The organism is Sutterella sp. AM11-39, assembly GCF_003472385.1.
GTDB classification, from domain to species: domain Bacteria; phylum Pseudomonadota; class Gammaproteobacteria; order Burkholderiales; family Burkholderiaceae_F; genus Duodenibacillus; species Duodenibacillus intestinigallinarum.
The window spans coordinates 1-16956 of the sequence record NZ_QRLV01000001.1; the positions used below are offsets into that span (position 1 = coordinate 1).

At 54.6% G+C, this 16956-nt stretch carries 17 protein-coding genes and 2 tRNA genes; 7 read left to right on the forward strand and 12 right to left on the reverse strand.

Annotation, left to right across the window (positions count from 1 at the left end; translation table 11 throughout):
* Positions 1–98 precede the first annotated feature (98 nt).
* Positions 99–557, reverse strand: coding sequence for a cupin domain-containing protein (locus DW133_RS00005; protein WP_199588762.1), 459 nt, complete (start codon positions 555–557; stop codon positions 99–101).
* A gap of 62 nt (positions 558–619) precedes the next feature.
* Positions 620–1021: a nuclear transport factor 2 family protein gene (locus tag DW133_RS00010; protein ID WP_118274002.1), complete on the reverse strand. Its 402-nt coding sequence runs from the start codon at positions 1019–1021 to the stop codon at positions 620–622.
* Positions 1022–1122: 101 nt separating this feature from the next.
* On the opposite strand from DW133_RS00010, the gene DW133_RS00015 reads away from it, so the two are divergent.
* The 5 genes from DW133_RS00015 (at position 1123) to DW133_RS00040 (ending at position 4694) form a co-directional block, all read left to right on the forward strand.
* Positions 1123–1770: a TetR/AcrR family transcriptional regulator gene (locus tag DW133_RS00015; RefSeq protein ID WP_118274004.1), complete on the forward strand. Its 648-nt coding sequence runs from the start codon at positions 1123–1125 to the stop codon at positions 1768–1770.
* A gap of 440 nt (positions 1771–2210) precedes the next feature.
* On the forward strand, positions 2211–2738 hold the full coding sequence (locus DW133_RS00025; protein ID WP_233542057.1) for a helix-turn-helix transcriptional regulator: 528 nt from the start codon (positions 2211–2213) through the stop codon (positions 2736–2738).
* Positions 2731–3357 (forward strand): Fic family protein, encoded by a 627-nt coding sequence (locus tag DW133_RS00030; protein ID WP_118274010.1) that lies wholly within the window; start codon positions 2731–2733, stop codon positions 3355–3357. Before DW133_RS00025 ends, DW133_RS00030 begins: the two co-directional genes overlap by 8 nt.
* A 211-nt stretch (positions 3358–3568) precedes the next feature.
* Positions 3569–4162, forward strand: coding sequence for a manganese efflux pump MntP family protein (locus DW133_RS00035; RefSeq protein WP_118274012.1), 594 nt, complete (start codon positions 3569–3571; stop codon positions 4160–4162).
* A 76-nt stretch (positions 4163–4238) separates the two neighbouring features.
* Positions 4239–4694 carry a helix-turn-helix domain-containing protein gene (locus tag DW133_RS00040; protein ID WP_118274014.1) on the forward strand — a complete coding sequence of 152 codons (456 nt, stop codon included), beginning with the start codon at positions 4239–4241 and terminating at the stop codon, positions 4692–4694.
* A 5-nt stretch (positions 4695–4699) separates the two neighbouring features.
* Here DW133_RS00040 and DW133_RS00045 read toward each other — a convergent pair whose 3' ends face one another.
* A complete protein-coding gene (locus DW133_RS00045) occupies positions 4700–6955 on the reverse strand; it encodes an ATP-dependent DNA helicase (RefSeq protein ID WP_118274016.1) in 2256 nt (751 codons plus the stop codon).
* On the reverse strand, positions 6952–7629 hold the full coding sequence (locus tag DW133_RS00050; protein WP_118274018.1) for a hypothetical protein: 678 nt from the start codon (positions 7627–7629) through the stop codon (positions 6952–6954). Before DW133_RS00050 ends, DW133_RS00045 begins: the two co-directional genes overlap by 4 nt.
* A gap of 258 nt (positions 7630–7887) precedes the next feature.
* Between DW133_RS00050 and DW133_RS00055 the strand changes: the two genes are divergently transcribed.
* Positions 7888–9192 (forward strand): MFS transporter, encoded by a 1305-nt coding sequence (locus DW133_RS00055; RefSeq protein ID WP_118274020.1) that lies wholly within the window; start codon positions 7888–7890, stop codon positions 9190–9192.
* A 224-nt stretch (positions 9193–9416) separates the two neighbouring features.
* Here DW133_RS00055 and DW133_RS00065 read toward each other — a convergent pair.
* The 8 genes from DW133_RS00065 to DW133_RS00105 form a co-directional block, all read right to left on the reverse strand.
* Positions 9417–9501, reverse strand: a tRNA-Leu gene (locus DW133_RS00065).
* Between the two features lie 204 nt (positions 9502–9705).
* A tRNA-Leu gene (locus DW133_RS00075) sits at positions 9706–9790 on the reverse strand.
* A gap of 86 nt (positions 9791–9876) precedes the next feature.
* The gene (secG, locus tag DW133_RS00080) at positions 9877–10254 is read right to left on the reverse strand and encodes a preprotein translocase subunit SecG (RefSeq protein ID WP_118274022.1); all 378 of its coding nucleotides are present in this window, start codon (positions 10252–10254) and stop codon (positions 9877–9879) included.
* A gap of 64 nt (positions 10255–10318) precedes the next feature.
* Positions 10319–11062 (reverse strand): triose-phosphate isomerase, encoded by a 744-nt coding sequence (gene tpiA / locus DW133_RS00085; RefSeq protein ID WP_118274024.1) that lies wholly within the window; start codon positions 11060–11062, stop codon positions 10319–10321.
* A 165-nt stretch (positions 11063–11227) separates the two neighbouring features.
* Positions 11228–13339: a polyribonucleotide nucleotidyltransferase gene (gene pnp / locus DW133_RS00090; protein ID WP_118274026.1), complete on the reverse strand. Its 2112-nt coding sequence runs from the start codon at positions 13337–13339 to the stop codon at positions 11228–11230.
* Between the two features lie 258 nt (positions 13340–13597).
* Entirely contained in the window at positions 13598–13861 is a 264-nt protein-coding gene (gene rpsO, locus DW133_RS00095; RefSeq protein ID WP_118274028.1) for a 30S ribosomal protein S15, read from the reverse strand.
* Positions 13862–13955: 94 nt separating this feature from the next.
* Positions 13956–14936 (reverse strand): NAD(P)H-dependent glycerol-3-phosphate dehydrogenase, encoded by a 981-nt coding sequence (locus DW133_RS00100; protein WP_118274030.1) that lies wholly within the window; start codon positions 14934–14936, stop codon positions 13956–13958.
* Positions 14937–15033: 97 nt separating this feature from the next.
* Entirely contained in the window at positions 15034–15993 is a 960-nt protein-coding gene (locus DW133_RS00105; RefSeq protein WP_118274032.1) for a DMT family transporter, read from the reverse strand.
* A 175-nt stretch (positions 15994–16168) separates the two neighbouring features.
* Between DW133_RS00105 and DW133_RS00110 the strand changes: the two genes are divergently transcribed.
* Positions 16169–16876, forward strand: coding sequence for a cyclopropane-fatty-acyl-phospholipid synthase family protein (locus DW133_RS00110; RefSeq protein ID WP_118274034.1), 708 nt, complete (start codon positions 16169–16171; stop codon positions 16874–16876).
* Positions 16877–16956 lie beyond the last annotated feature (80 nt).

The following is a 16956-nucleotide window of genomic DNA, read 5'->3' on the forward strand; positions in this document are numbered from 1 at the left end:
CCTCGAATTTTGCAAAACCTTCTGGCTTTGCAATTCAATTTGGACAGTAGTGACATTGCTCATTTTTGTTCCTCTCTGCAAACTGATCAAATTTGCCCCTACTTGGCTTCACGCTGAGGATTGACGATGACGAATTCCTTTTTTGTCGCTTCAATCGCGTGCCAGACACCTGAAAAGCCGGGATGCAGAATAAAACTCTGCCCCGCGGTAAATCGCTGTGGTACGCCGCCGTCCTCAGTGATTTCTGAAATACCCTCCACAATATGGCAGTACTCCCAATGATCGTCTGCCGTTGTGAAATGCCACTTGCCTTTGGTGCTTTCCCAAAATCCGGACCGAACGCCCCCTGTCTTATCAACACTCGTTACCTTGAATTCCGGATCGCCTTCCAGAACATCCACGCGGGCAAACAACGGGCCATATGAAAAAGGCGTCAGTCCCTCGTCCGTGAACCGGACGATTCTTCCTGCATCACCATTTGCAAGAGCAACAGGGGCTTGGCCAGAACAACCGACAAGGCAGGTGGCGATCACAAAACCGCAGATGAGAGTTTTCATATCAGTAGGAGTCAACAAAGGCCTCCGCATGGAGGCCCGGAATCATTAGGCACGGGGAATCATCAACAATTGAACTGATGGAAGACCTTGGCAATTGCCTGCCAGCGGCCATCAAGTTTGATAAACGTCAGGTAGTCGTTGTAGTCGGCACCGATGGCATCCTTTTCCATATCGATTCTCACCACAGCGGTCGTAGGCGTGATGGCAAGCACGTCCAGATGGGTCTTGATGTCGGGAGCGCTGCCGTTCTGACGCACAAAGTCATAGAGGTTGCCGATGGGGCCGCCCAGCAGAGTTTTGCCTCCGGCAAGCCCGTACATGATGGCTTCCTTATGAAATGCCTTGGCGACCGTATCCGCGTCACCCGTACGCAGACCTTCGACATAGTAACGGGCGGCTTCGAGCACGGCATCGTACTCCTCGACCGAGACCATCTTGTTGTTAGCACAGCTGCATTCAGTCATTTGATGCTCCTAAAACAAATCTGTAGCACTTGCTACGGAAATAATTCTATATCATTCACTAAATAAGTCAAGAACGATTTGTCTAAGCATCACAACATCAAATGACCGAAAGAAATCCCTCCTCCATATCGTTTGCCAGATCCAAGGGACGCCCCCGTTCGTTTGACAGAAATCAGGCGCTGATGACTGCGCTGCGCATTTTCTGGAAACTGGGCTATGAGCCGGCGTCTGTGGCCGTTCTCTGTAAGGCAATGGGCGTCAAGCCACCGAGTTTTTATGCCGCGTTCAAAAGCAAGGAAGCGCTTTTTCTGGAAGCGGTGAATTTTTATGAAGCGCAGTACTGGACCGATGTCCTCAAGCGATTTGAGGAATCGCCAAAGCCCATTGATGTTGCGTTGGCAGAGTTCTTTCAGGAAGCTGCGTCAATTCTTTTGAATCCAGACAATCCGAGCGGCTGCATGGTGGTGCTGGCTGCTGTCAATATCGCTCCAAAGGAAAAGCGCATTGCCGAAACAGTCAAAAAGATTCGATCTCAAACACGTGATTTTTTTGAGAGACGCTTAAAGAAATCGCAAGATGCTGGCGAAATTGCAGTCGAAGCTGACGTATCTGCATTAGCTGATGCGCTCAACATCATGCTCGAAGGCATGTCCATTCAGGCTAAAGATGCCATGCCGTTGCAAACACTGCGGCAAGCGGTTCAGTACGTTCCGAATTTGTTGCGTCCCTACCTGAAACAACATCAATAGTCGACGAATATGTAACCCCTGTCAGATTTCGGCAAGAAACGGAGAAGCATTGCAGCAGTGGGTTAGAAGATGGTACAAATTGGGGCGGATGACCCGCCCCGTCTCATATTGAGATATAGAAGACTTCCCTTTCAAAAGAGTTTCTCCGGGAAACTTTCCAAGCAACTCTACCTGTTACCCTCAAAAGATTGCTGGGCCGTCGGCCCATCCGTAGCGCACTCCTTCTCCGCCAAAAATTACAAAAACTGCGCTTTAGTGATTAGTGATAATCACCTTGAAGTGCAAAGGGAAAAGGGCTTGAGAAAATTTGTTCGCAGGCCTTTTTTCTTTTCTGTTGTCTTCGGCACCAAAAAACCACATCCCCCAAGAAGGCGGATGCCGCTTGCCGTGAACCAGTGTGACTAAGAGAAAAGTCATCTCCGGCAGCAACAAGGAAGCTTGTGACGCCGGCAAGAAAATTCACTAGCATCGGTGACTGTAACCGTTTATCAAAAAGCGTCAAATATGACTCTTTTGCTATAATATCGCAAATTCTTTCTGTTTTAACTGCAATGGACCTTGCTACTCACACCTCCGCCATGGTCTTTTACAGAAAGGAACGTGGCCTGTCGCAAACCGAAGTTGCCCGAGCAATGGCCACGACTCAATCGGCGGTTGCGCGTCTCGAAAAACGTCTGCTTACAGGAGCCGACGTCACCTTATCTGCTCTCCAGCGGTATGCGGAAGCAATCGGATTGAGCATTGAATTGACACTTAAGCCGGTCAAGCAACGATACGGAATTTTTCCCAGTGCTGAATCTGCAATTGCGGCCGCTGTCCATACATCGGCATGCGAAGGCCGAACGGTTCCTGCTAATGAAGTTGAAGATCTATGGAAAATGGTTCGAGGCGAAATTTCCAGACAAGATCTGATCAAGAAATATGTCGCCGAAGCTCTCGCAAAGCAGGAGGCGCGCGACCGTGTCTGATGAGTACGATTACAAATACGATTCTCTGGAGGATCCTTATGTCTATCCTGGCACCCAGATATTGCGAAACAAATTCGGGATCAAACATCAGGACCTGCTATTCGAATTAGAGAGTCAAATCACAAACTCTAAGTTTGTTAAATCGAAGCGAAGTGACGACGATATTCCGACTGGGAACTTCGATCTTAAGCACCTTCAAGCTGTCCATAAGTATCTTTTCGGCGAGCTTTACGACTGGGCTGGAGAGATTCGCAAACAAGGATTCACCAGCAAGGGGCAATCCGTCTTCTGCTTTGCTCCTATGATCGAGTCGTATGCCCGCGGAATCTTTAGCAAAATGCAGCGAGAGAATTTCTCCGAAATGGAGGTTAAGCAGTGCGCCTGTAGATTGGCCTACTACCTGTCGGAAGTTAACGCACTGCACCCATTTCGTGAAGGAAACGGACGATCTACACGCCTGTTCTTCCAGATCTTTGCCGACAAACACGGATGGACTTTGTCTTTTGAAAAGATTTCCCATGTTACGTTGGTCGAAGCGATGATTGAAAGCATGAACGGATCCTTGGCTCCGTTAAGCGAGCTACTGGAGAAATGTCTATCGCGACAAACAAGTACGTAACTATCGGCGGCTTTGCGATGTCACTGAGGCAACCTGAACCGGTGTTAGCTCCTTCTTCAGGCTATCACGTTTGTGAATCGCAATAGATAAAATCCGCACAACTTTTCCAAAAGTGCATCGACCGCTGCAAATATTTCAGATTAAGGCGGTTTTATTGTTGCGCCTGCTCGATTAACTTGCGAGCTTCCAATCTTTTTCGTCAGCCTGACCAATGCTTCTACTACAAGTCCTCGGTATCTCCGTCGCACTTTCCATCGACGCCATGGTGGTCGCTCTATGCTGGAGCGCTACCTGCAAACACGTTACGACCAAACACATTTTTCAGTTTGCCGCCGCGTTTGGCTTCTTCCAGTTTCTGATGCCGCTCGCAGGCGGACTTGCCGGAAATACCGTTGCGGATTTGGTCAGCTCCTGGGATCACTGGATTGCTTTTGCACTGCTTGCCTGGGTTTCGGTCTCGATGGTCCGCGAAGCATTCTCCGAAGAGGAAGAAGAATCTGACTTGTGCCAAGTCTGCGGTACCATCCCCTGGGGAACGCTCCTGACGCTGTCGGTTGCCACAAGCCTTGACGCACTGGCCGTCGGCTTTTCGTTTGCCATGGCTAAATTCCCGATCCTCTGGCCCTCGGTCGTCATTGGCTCCGTCTGCTTTGTGCTGACAGCTATTGCCGTTATGCTCGGCAGCAAACTTTCAAGCAAAGCAGCTCGCCACAGCGCCAAGCTCTCGCTTTTCGGCGCCGCCGTCTTGTTTGCCATCGGACTTAAAGTACTCTACGAGCATGATGTATTCCAAGGTCTGTTTTGAGTTTTTGTTTGATCTCAGAGACTCAGTTTGCTAGGCTAAGTTCGTTAACGTTTGAGTTTTTCGACGCTTTTCAATCATGTCTGCAGCGCCCAAACAACCCCCCGCCCGCGCTTCCCGTAAGCGCTTCTTCATCCTGCCCGTGCAAAGTTTCACGGAAGAATTAGGCGAACGCATTTCCGCCGCACGCCGCTGCTGCAAGCTGACGCAAGAGGAACTGGCGCAAAAAAGCCGTACGTCGCTCTCAACCTACAAGCGCATAGAAAGAGGCGACACCACGGTTTCAATCGGTACGATCCTGAGCGTGTTGCATGTTCTCGACAATCTGGAAAGCTGCGAGGATATTCTCGCCGATGTTCTGCAGGCTTCCCACGGCAATCGTTTGCCGCATCGCGTGCGCCACAAGAAAGCAACCGCCCTCCAGGAAGCCGCCAAGGAACCTCGAACCCAAGCCAAAAGCGTGCGCCGCAAGAAGGATTCCACCTCTAAAAAAGCCACCAAGGCGAAAAAAACGACTCGTTCAGTCAAAAGCTGACGGCCTTACTGCCAAGAGTCCGGTTCGTTCCAGAACTGCATCAGACGCTCAAGCTTGAGCGTCTTTGTGTATGGAGGCAGGCTCTGCCAGATCTTCTTGCCGTAGCCTGCGCGTACCAAGCGCACGTCCCCGATGATCAAAATGCCTCGATCGGCTTCGCTGCGAATCAAACGCCCTGTGCCCTGCTTGAGTGCAATAGCTGCCGCCGGTACGGACAAAATGTTGAACGACGACTGTCCCTGGCTGTCGAGCCACTTGCAACGCGCGTCAAAAACCGGGTCTTCCCGGTTGGGAAACGGCAGCTTGTCGATGATCACAAGCGAAAGCTGGTCGCCCTTGATGTCAATGCCTTCCCAAAAACTCATCGTCGCCACCAAAATGGGGTGCTGCTCGTGGCGGAATTTGTCGAGAAGCTTTTCTTTTGATTCCTCGCGCTGCACCAGAACCGTATAGTCGCGCCCATTGGCGGCGATGTGTTCGCGCAGCTGCTCGGCCGCGCGCTCCATGCCTCGATAACTGGTGCACAGCACGAAGGCTCGCCCCTGCACCATGTCAATCACTGGCCACACCTGCTCGATCAAAGCATCGGTAAATTCGTCGCGCGCCACGCCAGATTTGAGATTGGGCATATCAGGCGGCACATAAAGCATGGCCTGATTTTCATGATCAAAAGGTGAGTTCCAAGCGTGCTCTTCGGCGCCTTCGATGCCGAGCGCCTGCGTAAAATGCTTGAACTCACCCTCGCCCACCGCCATCGTGGCCGATGTGAAAACCCAGGCGGTTTCTTTGCGCAGCTTCATCATCTGCGAGAACGGCTCGGCAATGTCAAGCGGAGTCACCGTAAGACGCGCTTCGCTTCGTGTGCGGGAGATCCAACGCACCAACGGCTTCTGCTCCGGCGGCATCGGCATACCGGCATGCTTAAGCCAGATCACCCACTGCTTGATGTCCTGCAAGACGGCAGTGCCCGATTCAACGAAGACGCCCAGATCTTCACTCATCTCCACGTAGGGTGCCGCCGCCTCCAGCAACACCTCCAGAACGAGCGCGGCGTTTTCCAGATGTTGCGTCGAGCCCTGCATACCGTTGATGGTTTCGATATTGCGACTGTCGCCTTCGAGCACTCCGGCAGCTTCTAACCCCAGCACGAAGTCATAGAGCGACTTTTTGATCGTCTGGGTAATATCGTCCCAAGACGTCCCTTTTGGGGCTCCGCTTCTGAATTTCCCCATCAGAATCGGGCGCATGCTGTCGACAATTTCTCGAATGGCCGTGGTCGACAGTTCGCTGCCGAAATAGTTTGTGGCAATTTCAGGCAACTTGTGCGCTTCGTCGAAGATCACGGCATCAACTCGCGGCAGCATGCCGTCGTCCTGACCGCCCTCGAGCTCCATGGCCGCCGCCGAAAGAAAGAGATGATGATTGACAACGATGACATTTGCCTTCTGCGCTCTCAAGCGCGCACGCGTCACAAAGCACTCGCGCGCGTGCTGACAGTGTTTTCCAAGGCAATTGCCTGCGGTGCTTGTCACGGAAGGCCACACAGCGCTGTCTTCGGCCACACCGCTGACGTCATTGATGTCACCCGTTTTGGTGCGGTCCAAAAAAATGCGGATCCGTCGAAAATCCTCCACCGCTTCACGCGAAGCAAGCGTGATTTCTCCTCGTTCGCACATGTTGATGCGATGTCGACACAGGTAGTTGGAGCGGCCCTTAAGTAACGCTACATTGGCTGGCAATCCACAGGCTCGCATCAATGCCGGAATATCCTTGCGGCACAACTGTTCCTGAAGCGACTTGCCGGCCGTACTGACGATAACTCGGCAGCCTGCAATCAGAGCGGGCGTGAGATATGCAAAGGTCTTGCCGGTGCCGGTACCGGCTTCGGCCAAAAGCTTGCCTTTGCTCTGCAACGCTCTTGCCACAGCCAGTGCAAACTCGATTTGCGCAGGGCGCGACACAAAACTCGTCGTTGCCTGCGCAAGCGGACCGTCGGAAGCAAAAGCCCGGCGGACTCGCTCTTCATAGTCTCCCGGGAAAACAGCGCCCTGTCCGACGGCGGACTCGTCTCCGAGAGACTTTTTCGCCGTGTCGCCGTCCTTTTCAAACTCAGCAAACGGAATCATCGGCGCCTCGATGGGCGTCGTAATGTGCGCCATCTGCTCGAAATCGTCGGCTAAAAAGCTCTCGTCAGCAAGCAGACTTTTGGCAATCTCGTCGAGCTCCTGATCGGCTCGGCCGCCCTTGAGCCCCGATTTCACTTCTTTTCAGCCTCGCTTTTTTTCTGTTCCTGTTCTTTCTTGGCCTTCTGCTTGGCGCGCTTTTCCAGAGCTTTTGCTCGTTCAGCGCGGCGCTTCTCACGCTCGGCGACCTTCTTGTCGTACTCAGCACGATGCTTGGCTTCCTGAGCTTTTTTCTGCTCGGCCTCGGCCTGACGCTCCTGCAACGCCTTCATGCGCTTGGCATGAGCCGCCTTGTTTTCCTGGGCATTTTTCTGTGCTTGCGTGGGCTTGCGAGGGGTAACCTTCTTTACCTGCTTTGGCGGCTGTGCTGCTTTGGCGTCTCGCTCCTTCTGTCGGGCCGCTTCCTTGCGCGTTTCATCTTCGCGCACGATGCGGCGAGCTTCGGATTCGATGGCTTGCAGGCGGCGTGACTGACGCAACTCGGCCTTGCGAACGTCTTCCACGCAGCTGTTGACGAAAATATTTTCGTTGCAACGACGCTTGGAGTATTCGACCAGTTCCTTGAGTTTGCTCTTGGCCGCACGCACTTCGCGAAGCGCTTGGTCAGCCGTTTCACGCGTCACGATCGATCCCTTGGGGAACCTTTGCATCAGCGATTGATTCTCGATTGCCGCAAGGTCGGGATCAAAGGCAAAGACTTGCGTGGCAGCAGCCATCAAAAAGCCGATAAGAACGTGTTTGAGCGTTTTCACGGAAGAAACACCAGAGCAAGAAAACAATGAAGAAAGTCGGTTTTCGGATCGAGGCGAAAAGCATTCCTCACCCCCGAACCATCGGAGCCGAAATTTTACTTCAGCCTTGGGTTCGGCATGTGTTGCCAAACGTCTCAAACTGCGAACTCGTCTTCATTAACCGACTGAATAATCTTCGGCCTTTTGTTTCGCTATAAATCGATTTTTGGGCGTAGACTCAAAATTTGGGATCTCGAAAAAAACTTGAGGCTTTTTTCTATGAACTGGCGTGTGGTCTTAGCCGTCTTGACGTGCAGCACTGTTCTCATGTCGGCAAGCTACACCATGTTGATTCCGTTCCTGCCGATGTACCTTATTCAGGAGCTCGGCGTTCAAACTGCGGAAGTCAATTGGTGGAGCAGCATCATCTTTGCCGTGAGCTTTCTGATTTCCGGCATTTTCGCGCCCATCTGGGGAGCCATGTCCGATAAGGGCTCCCGAAAGCTTATGGCGCTGAGAGCCGCAAGTTGCCTGGCCATCACCTATTTTCTGGGTTCTATCGTACAGACGCCCTGGCAGCTTTTCGGTGTTCGCGTGCTGCAAGGCTTAGCCGCGGGGCTCTGGCCTGCGCAGCTTGCCATTCTCACCTCTGTCATTCCGCACAAGAAGATCGGTTTTAGCATGGGTCTGATGCAGGCTGGCCTAACCGCGGGCGGCGTTTTGGGTCCCCTCGTGGGTGGCTTTCTTGCCGAAATGTTCGGCATGCGCTCGACGTTCCAAATCGCTGCTGTGGCGCTTACCACCATCACCATCGCTTTGGCGGTTTTGATTAAAGAGCCGCCGCGTGCTAAACCCGCTCAAAAGAGCGCCGAGGAACCCGCTCGCGTCACGCCCTTGCGCAACCCCGTCATTTTGCGCATGCTTTTTGCGGCAGCCGTGGTTCAGATGAGTGTGCTGATGGTTCAACCCGTACTGCCGCTTTACATTGCCGAGTTGCAGGGCTCGATGGATCGCATTGTGTTCATCTCAGGGCTGGTCTTCTCGATCGTCGGCATTTCCGGTGTGATTGCTTCGCCTCCCTGGGGCATGCTCGGTCAAGGCTGGGGCTACCGTCCGGTGCTTTACCTCTCACTCTTTTTGAGCGGCATTTTCGGCATTGTTCAGGCTATTCCTCATGATCTCACCTGGTTTACGATCTGGCGTTTTGTGGGCGGATTGACCTTTGCAGGCATTTTCCCGGCCATCAACGCCGTGCTAACGCAATCTTCCGATCCGCAGGATCGCGGCAAGGTGTTTGCATACTCTTACTCCGTGCAGCAGTTCGGCAGCGTCATCGGCCCGGTGCTGGGCGGCGCACTTGCTACTTGGGCCAGCAACCAGGTCACGCTCGCCGCTGCGGGTGCCATGCTCTTTCCGGTGGTTGCCATCCTTTACTTCTTCCGTCCAAAAGCTCCGGCTCCTGCAACCGGTATGCCCAAGGCACTTTCCGAAAACGGCTGCGAAGTGCGACGTGAATTGGAAAAGCAAGCTCAAGCCGAGCTGGTAGCTGAAAAAGAATCGGGCAACTCTGTCGACAAAGCCTAACGAAACGGAGTTGCATTCGAGCGGGCGGAAGATGCGGGATATGCGCTTTCCGCCCATTTTGCTTGGGTGGAGCGCAGAAAACGGGCATGAAAAAAGCCGCTCACCTTTCGGCGCGGCCTCTTCGATAATCTGATAAGTGCGTGGCAGGGGTAGTAGGATTCGAACCTACGAATGGCGGATTCAGAATCCGCTGCCTTAACCGGACTTGGCGATACCCCAGCACTTGGTGCGGTCGGAGAGACTCGAACTCTCATGACTCTCGCCACAGCCACCTCAAGGCTGCGCGTCTACCAATTTCGCCACGACCGCATTTCAGATTTTAATTCCCAACTCGACTTGCGTCTTGCTGAGAGTTCGGAATTATACATAGGCTTCCGAACTTTGCAAGCCTTTTCTGAAAAAAATTTCAGATCCCGGTTTTCAAGCGTTTTGGCAGGGGTAGTAGGATTCGAACCTACGAATGGCGGATTCAGAATCCGCTGCCTTAACCGGACTTGGCGATACCCCAGCACTTGGTGCGGTCGGAGAGACTCGAACTCTCATGGCTCTCACCACAGCCACCTCAAGGCTGCGCGTCTACCAATTTCGCCACGACCGCTTGCACTCGAAAAAACTATTGTCTTCCCCGAGTCATTCCTTCACAGCCGGGAAAAAATACCGGAACCGGCTGCAAGGCCGCGAATATTAACGCGGAACCTGGTTGGATTGCAAGTCATCCTTCGCAGCAGGCGCTTCGGAGCCGGCTGCAGCGGGAGCCTGCGTCGTCTGTTCGGTCGTCACCGTACCCAGCACGCCGCCTTGACGCTGCTGATTCTGCTTGTTGAAAGCACCAGAGCCGAGGGTGATAGCAATGGTGGCGCAGAAGAAGATCGTCGCAGCCACAGCCGTGGAGCGCGACAGGAAGTTGGCCGAGCCGGTGGCGCCGAAGAGCGAACCGGAAGCGCCCGAACCGAAAGCCGCGCCGAGATCGGCGCCCTTGCCGTGCTGCAGGAGCACCAGAATAATGACGGCAATCGCAGCAATGATCTGCACAACGATCGCGATACTCATCAACATCTGCATAGTTGTGTGTTTTCCGTGATGGTTCTGATTTTGGTTGTTAAAAAGCTTTCAATCTGCCTGCGTCTCAGTGCGCCGTGCAGATCTCGTAAAAATCCTGTGCCTTAAGCGCCGCACCGCCGATCAAGCCACCGTCGATGTCGGGCATGGCAAAAAGCGAAGCGGCGTTGCCGGGCTTGACACTGCCGCCATAGAGAATGCGCACCTTGTCGCCGAGTTCGGCAGCGTGTTTGGTCAGCTCAGCACGAAGCGCGGCATGCACTTCCTGCGCGATCTCGGGCGTTGCACTCTTACCGGTACCAATAGCCCAAACAGGTTCGTAGGCCACCGTGCAACGGGCAAAATCCTCTGCTCCCACTTTGCCGATCACCGCTTCGAGCTGACGCGACACCACGGCAATGGTTTCGCCTGCTTCGCGTTCTTCGAGCGTTTCACCCACGCAAACGATGGGATGAATACCGGCGGCCAAGGCCGCCTTGGCCTTGAGAGCCACACGATCATCAGTGTCGCCGTATAGCGCACGACGTTCGGAGTGTCCCACGATCACGTAGGAACAACCGATTTCGGCCAGCATACGAGCACTGACCTCACCGGTGTAGGCGCCAGACTCAAATTCATTTACGTCCTGAGCACCAAGCGCTACGGATGATCCTTTGAGCAGGCAGGCCATCTGCGACAGATACACGGAAGGCGCACACACTGCCGCATCGCACCCCGCGTCTTCCAACGCAAGGAAGGCCTCAGCCCACCGGGCATTGGCTTCAAGCGATCCGTTCATTTTCCAGTTGGCGACTACCAGTCTGTTTCGCATGCTTCTTTTCTCCAAAACCGCTGTTGGAAGTGAATTTTGGATTTTAGCCGATATTGAACCTTTTCTCTTAAGGCGGCGAAAGCGGGCCGCTCGGTCCGCTTTGCATTCTGTCCTTTTTTGCTTTCAGCCGGCGAACCTCTCGCCGGCTTGAAAGACATCGTCGAATTACTCTTCGTTCAGAAGTGCCTTCATCGACAGACGCGGACGATTCTTGTCATCGAAGCCGATCACCTTGACGCGTACCGTCTGGCCTTCCTGCAGGTAGTCGGAGACCTGGTTGACGCGTTCGTTGGCGATCTGGCTGATATGCAGCAGACCGTCCTTGCCGGGCAGCAGACCGATAATGGCGCCGAAGTCAAGCAACTTGACCACAGGGCCTTCGTAGATCTTGCCCACTTCGACATCAGCCGTGATGTCTTCGATGCGCTTCTTGGCGAATTCAGCACGTTCCGTATCGTTGGACGCAATCGTCACCGTGCCGTCGTCTTCAATGTCGATCTGGCAGCCGGTTTCTTCGCACAGGCCGCGGATCGTGGCGCCACCCTTGCCGATCACATCGCGGATCTTTTCCGGATTGATCTTGATGGTGAGCAGACGCGGAGCCCAGACGGAGAGTTCCTTGGCGCCGTCGCCGGCCATTTCGTGCATCTTACCGAGGATGTGCATGCGGCCTTCGTGAGCCTGAGCCAGAGCGGCCTGCATGATTTCGGCGGTGATGCCTTCGATCTTGATGTCCATCTGCAGAGCGGTCACACCGTTTTCGGTACCGGCTACCTTAAAGTCCATGTCGCCGAGGTGATCTTCGTCGCCAAGAATGTCGGTGAGCACGGCAAACTTGTTGCCTTCCTTAATGAGGCCCATAGCCACACCGGCCACGTAGTCCTTGAGCGGAACGCCGGCATCAAGCATCGACAAACAGCCGCCGCAGACGGAAGCCATCGAGGACGAACCGTTGGATTCGCAGATTTCGGAAACCACGCGAATCGAGTAGTTGAATTCTTCAGCGCTCGGCAAAACGGCCTTCAGAGCACGTTTGGCGAGACGACCGTGGCCGATTTCGCGACGCTTCGGGCTGCCCACGCGACCGGTTTCGCCGGTGGCAAACGGAGGCATGTTGTAGTGCATGATGAATCGATCGCGGCTTTCGCCCATGATGTTGTCGATGATCTGTTCATCCTGCTTGGTGCCGAGCGTGGTGAGCACCAGAGCCTGCGTTTCGCCGCGGGTAAAGAGGGCGGAACCGTGAGTACGCGGAAGGATCGACTGCCGGATTTCGATCGGGCGAACCGTGCGCGTGTCGCGACCGTCGATACGGGGCTTGCCTTCGAGAATGTTGGTGCGAACAACGTGGGCTTCCATTTCAAAAAGGATGCCGTGCACTTCGTTCATGTCGGCCACTTCGGTACCGGCTGCTTCGGCGTCGGCCGTGAGCTGAGCTTCGACCTTTTCGTAAATGGCGCGCAGCTTTTCCGTGCGGCTCTGCTTGGAGCGGATCGTGTAAGCCTCTTCAATGTCGGCCTGGGCAATTTCGTGCACACGTGCGATGAGCGCTTCGTTCTTCGGAGCGGGCTGCCAATCCCAAGCGGGCTTGCCGGCTTCGGCAGTGAGTTCGTGGATGGCGTTGATGGCCACCTGCATCTGCTGATGACCGAACATCACGGCATCAAGCATGGTCTGTTCGGGCAGGCAGTCGGCTTCGGATTCAACCATCAGCACGGCGCGTTCGGTACCGGCCACGACGAGATCGAGGCGGGATTCCTTGAGCTGGGAAACCGTCGGGTTGCAGACGAAACCGCCGTTGACGTAGCCCACGCGGCAGGCGCCGATCGGGCCCTTGAACGGGATGCCGGAAATGGTCAATGCAGCCGAAGCACCGATCATGGACGGAATATCAGGATTGATTTCCGGATCAACGGACAGCACGTGAATGATGACCTGCACTTCGTTGAAGAAGCCGTCCGGGAAAAGCGGACGAATCGGACGGTCGATCAGACGGCTCGTGAGGGTTTCGTGTTCCGACGGACGGCCTTCACGCTTGAAGAAGCCACCGGGGAACTTGCCGGCAGCATAAGCCTTTTCGATGTAGTCGACAGTAAGCGGGAAGAAGTCCTGACCGGGCTTGGTTTCCTTCTTGGCCACAACGGTAGCCAGAATAACCGTGTCGCCCATCTGAACGACAACGGCGCCGGAAGCCTGGCGAGCAATTTCGCCCGTGGTAAGCGTCACTTCGTGTTGCCCGAACATGAAGCTCTTGGAGACCTTGTTGAACATGCTCATGTGAGTTTCCTTTGTTCTCAGGTGCTTTGCTTTCCGTATGGCTTTTGGTTCGCTCGGTGCTTGAGGGCACGCTGCGGCACAAATTTCCGGTTGGTCGTGTGTCGGACTTTCAGACGCTTGTGTCGCAACGCGCGTTACCGTCATCCGAGGAGCCTTTGCCGGAGCAAAGCGGGTTAATCAATCGTTTTTTAAGCTGTCCTTAGACAAGCTTACGGCCTGTTTGTGCGCTGACAAACAGGCCGTGGGATTCGGCAATTCTTACTTACGCAGCTTGAGCGAATCGATCAGCTTGCGGTAGGCAGCCACGTCCTTGCCCTTGAGGTAGTCGAGCAGCTTGCGACGGCGGCTCACCATCTTCAGAAGGCCACGACGGGAGTGGTGATCCTTCTTGTGTTCCTTGAAGTGTTCGGTCAAGGAGTTGATACGAGCGGTCAGCAAAGCAACCTGAACTTCGGGGGACCCCGTGTCGCCTTCGGCGCGGGCATACTGGGCAATAACTTCTGCCTTGTTGATTTCAGACATTTTTCACCTTAATTGAGGCGGTTAAACACATGCGGTGCGGGTGTCGAGCCTACACCGTGAGAAAGGCGCAATTTTACTTATTTGCTATTAAAAATCAATAGCCAAGGCGCGAGAGGAAGCGTTCGCGCGTGATGTTTTCATGATGCACGGCGATATTGGCTGCTCGCGTCAGAAGCGGACAATCGCTGCGGGGAAACTGATCGAACACCTTTGCGACATTGAGTCCCTCGACCACCATATCAACTTCGGCCAGTGCCTTCTCCGGTGAAAGCCCCTGTCCGAGCCAGCAGCCGTAGCGGAAGTTGCGACTGTGCACGCTCAGAGCCGTGGCAAGGAGATCACCCAACGCTCCATAGCTCAGGACGTCTTCGGGGCTTGCGCCCACAAAACGCCGAGCCTCCGTTAGGGCGTCCGTCAAAAAGCAAGCTCGGAAGTTGTCCCCCAAAGCGAGCCCCTCGGCAATGCCGGCAGCGATAGCAATCAGGTTCTTCACAGCACCGAACCGTTCAAGCGACTGCACGTCGTCTTGTTCGGAAATGCGGGCTCGAGCTTTGGCAAAGACGCGCTTCACGACCGATCGGGCATGAGGACTGCCGGCCAAACTGATGCCAAACGGCAGATTAGTCGCGACTTCCTCGGCATGCGAACCACCGCTCAAAACACAAATGTCCGCTTCAGGAAGTTCTTCGGCCACGACCTCGGAAAGCGTCTTGGCACTTCCCTGCTCGAGACCTTTGGCGGCAATGCACACGACAGCATCAGGTTGAATCAGCGAAGCGATCTGGCGAGCCATGTCGCGTACGTAGCGGGATGCCACCACCAAAATGACGGCCGAAGCTTCTCGAAGCTCTTCGCCCATCGTCGATTTCACCTCAACCCTCGGATCGAGAATGAATCCGGGCAGCTTCGGATGACGCCGATCCTGCTGCAGCGCCTGAACATTTTTTCCCGTGGCCGAATAAAGCGAAACCTGAGCGCAGGGCGCCGCAATATGGGCAAGCACTGAACCCCAGGTACCCGCGCCGATGACGGCCAGTCGGACAGGTTCGTCGCCATTGTCAGAAGTGGTGAACATGAATTTTCCAATCGTGCGCAGTTGTTTTAGCTTCCTGCAATTATGAGCAAAGAAGCACTAACGCAAAAGTTAATTTGTTGTGGTGGTTTTCCCGCTGTCAGACCGATTCTGACCGACGCTGAGCCTTGGCTGTCTGAAAAACCTTCAGCGAAAGCATCACGCCGCTCAACAAAAGCGCCATGCCGGCAAGCATATTCCACTCAGGCCACTGCATGCGCAACACATGTGCGTATGTCACTGCGAAGATCGTCTCAAAAACAATCATTTGACCTGCCAAGGCCGTCGGCAAGCGCTGACTCATTGCGTTCCAGAAGACAATGCCGACCCAGGATCCCATCAGTCCGCTGAACACCATGACAAACACAAACCACGCCGGGTCATATCCTAGCAACGGCGTTGCATCGGGTTCGAGCCCCCAAAAGAAGAAATACATCACGACGGCAAAGGGAAACGTCGTCAGTCCCTGAGCTGTGGACCAAGCGCGCGGAGAACGGTCGGGATGGGCCAGCAGCCAGTCGGCGTTTCGAATCGGATACCAGGTCCATATCAGCAAAGCGGCAACAGCCATCATGACGCCGTACCAGAACTTCAGGCCGCCGTCGGCCGAAGCCTGCACCACCATTTCAAACTCCGTCATGCTCGCCAGCGCAAAGCCGCAGACGATCAGCGTCAGTCCCGGCACCAGGCGCGACCATGCCAGAGCCGTCCCCTTCTTCTTGTCGCGAATGTTGGATACGGCCGCAACCAGCACGGGCACGGCCGACATCGCCATCCCGGCCACAGGAACACCCGCGTTTTGAATGCACTCAATAAGACACCAGTAATAAGCGATATTTCCGATCACGCCGAGCTTTGAGACATCAATCCAGTCTTTGACGGTGTAGTGTGCAAACTCCCTCCGCTCCATCCACGCCAGCGGCACGGCCACCAGACCGAAACTCACAAAGCGCCCGGCAGCCATCAGTTCCGGCGGATATCCGGGCAGAACTTCCGGCACCAGGTACACGAAGCCCCAGATCATGCAGGCCAAGACACCGTATAGAAAGCCGAGCGCCATAGAACATCACTTCAAAAACGACAAACACCGTGTGCATTATGCCCATGCCGCACTCGCTTGACTGCAATACGGTCGTCGAATGTTCCGACACTGTCGCCTGCGGGCGGTACAATCGAAAGGTTGAGAATTTTTTGCGGGCTTCTCGCGCCCGAATTGCTTACAAAGGAAATTTTCGATGTCCAATACGCTTACCGAATGGTTCCGTCACGTTCCCGAAGAAAAATGGCTCCGCGATCCCGCCGCCAGCCGTGCCGATGCACAAGCCATTTGGGAAAAGCTCGAGCTCAAAGCCGGCGTGTGTGTGTTCGAATGCCCCTGCGGCAAGGCCGATCTGAGCTTTCCGCTGGCGCGCCTTGGCGCCAACGTCAGCGGCATCGATTTCAATTCTCACTTCGTGAGCGCCGCCAAAAACAAATTCTCCCGAGCTGGGCTTGCCGGCGAATTCAAAACCGATGACATGCGCACGGCACAGTTCCCCGAACAGATGGATCTCATCATCAATTGGGCAAGCTCCTTCGGCTACTTCTCGGACAAAGACAACGCCGATTTGCTCGCCCGATTTGCCAAGAGCCTGGTCGAAGGCGGACGTCTTCTCATCGAAGTGGCTAATCCTTCGCGTGTTCTGGCCGGTGAAGCCACCCGCATCATCGCTTCCGGCGAACAGGTTTGCGAGACCTGGGACGCTGAATCCAAGCGCGCTACCGTCATCTTCCCTGCCACGCAGTTCCGCGGTCCGGTGTCGGCAAGCGTCCGTGTTTACACGTGTGACGAATACCGTTCAATGCTGGCGGCTGCAGGCCTCAAGCTCGTGGACTTCTACGGTCAGGGCTTTACGGAATTCACTCCCGAAAGCACCCGTCTGATCGTGCTGGCTCAGCGTTAATTTCTTTTTGCAAAAATTCATTTCGTTTTAACGCTTTTTTATTCCGGCAGTCCTATAAAGTAGTGCTATAGGTCGGGCCG

Excerpts from the sequence above, each read along its gene's own strand:
- secG (WP_118274022.1), bottom strand. The coding sequence starts at position 10,254 with ATGCAGATGTTGATGAGTATCGCGATCGTTGTGCAGATCATTGCTGCG.
- tpiA (WP_118274024.1), bottom strand. The coding sequence starts at position 11,062 with ATGCGAAACAGACTGGTAGTCGCCAACTGGAAAATGAACGGATCGCTT.
- pnp (WP_118274026.1), bottom strand. The coding sequence starts at position 13,339 with ATGAGCATGTTCAACAAGGTCTCCAAGAGCTTCATGTTCGGGCAACAC.
- DW133_RS00035 (WP_118274012.1), top strand. The coding sequence starts at position 3,569 with ATGCTTCTACTACAAGTCCTCGGTATCTCCGTCGCACTTTCCATCGAC.
- DW133_RS00100 (WP_118274030.1), bottom strand. The coding sequence starts at position 14,936 with ATGTTCACCACTTCTGACAATGGCGACGAACCTGTCCGACTGGCCGTC.
- DW133_RS00010 (WP_118274002.1), bottom strand. The coding sequence starts at position 1,021 with ATGACTGAATGCAGCTGTGCTAACAACAAGATGGTCTCGGTCGAGGAG.
- DW133_RS00055 (WP_118274020.1), top strand. The coding sequence starts at position 7,888 with ATGAACTGGCGTGTGGTCTTAGCCGTCTTGACGTGCAGCACTGTTCTC.
- DW133_RS00040 (WP_118274014.1), top strand. The coding sequence starts at position 4,239 with ATGTCTGCAGCGCCCAAACAACCCCCCGCCCGCGCTTCCCGTAAGCGC.
- DW133_RS00015 (WP_118274004.1), top strand. The coding sequence starts at position 1,123 with ATGACCGAAAGAAATCCCTCCTCCATATCGTTTGCCAGATCCAAGGGA.
- DW133_RS00110 (WP_118274034.1), top strand. The coding sequence starts at position 16,169 with ATGTCCAATACGCTTACCGAATGGTTCCGTCACGTTCCCGAAGAAAAA.
- DW133_RS00105 (WP_118274032.1), bottom strand. The coding sequence starts at position 15,993 with ATGGCGCTCGGCTTTCTATACGGTGTCTTGGCCTGCATGATCTGGGGC.
- rpsO (WP_118274028.1), bottom strand. The coding sequence starts at position 13,861 with ATGTCTGAAATCAACAAGGCAGAAGTTATTGCCCAGTATGCCCGCGCC.
- DW133_RS00005 (WP_199588762.1), bottom strand. The coding sequence starts at position 557 with ATGAAAACTCTCATCTGCGGTTTTGTGATCGCCACCTGCCTTGTCGGT.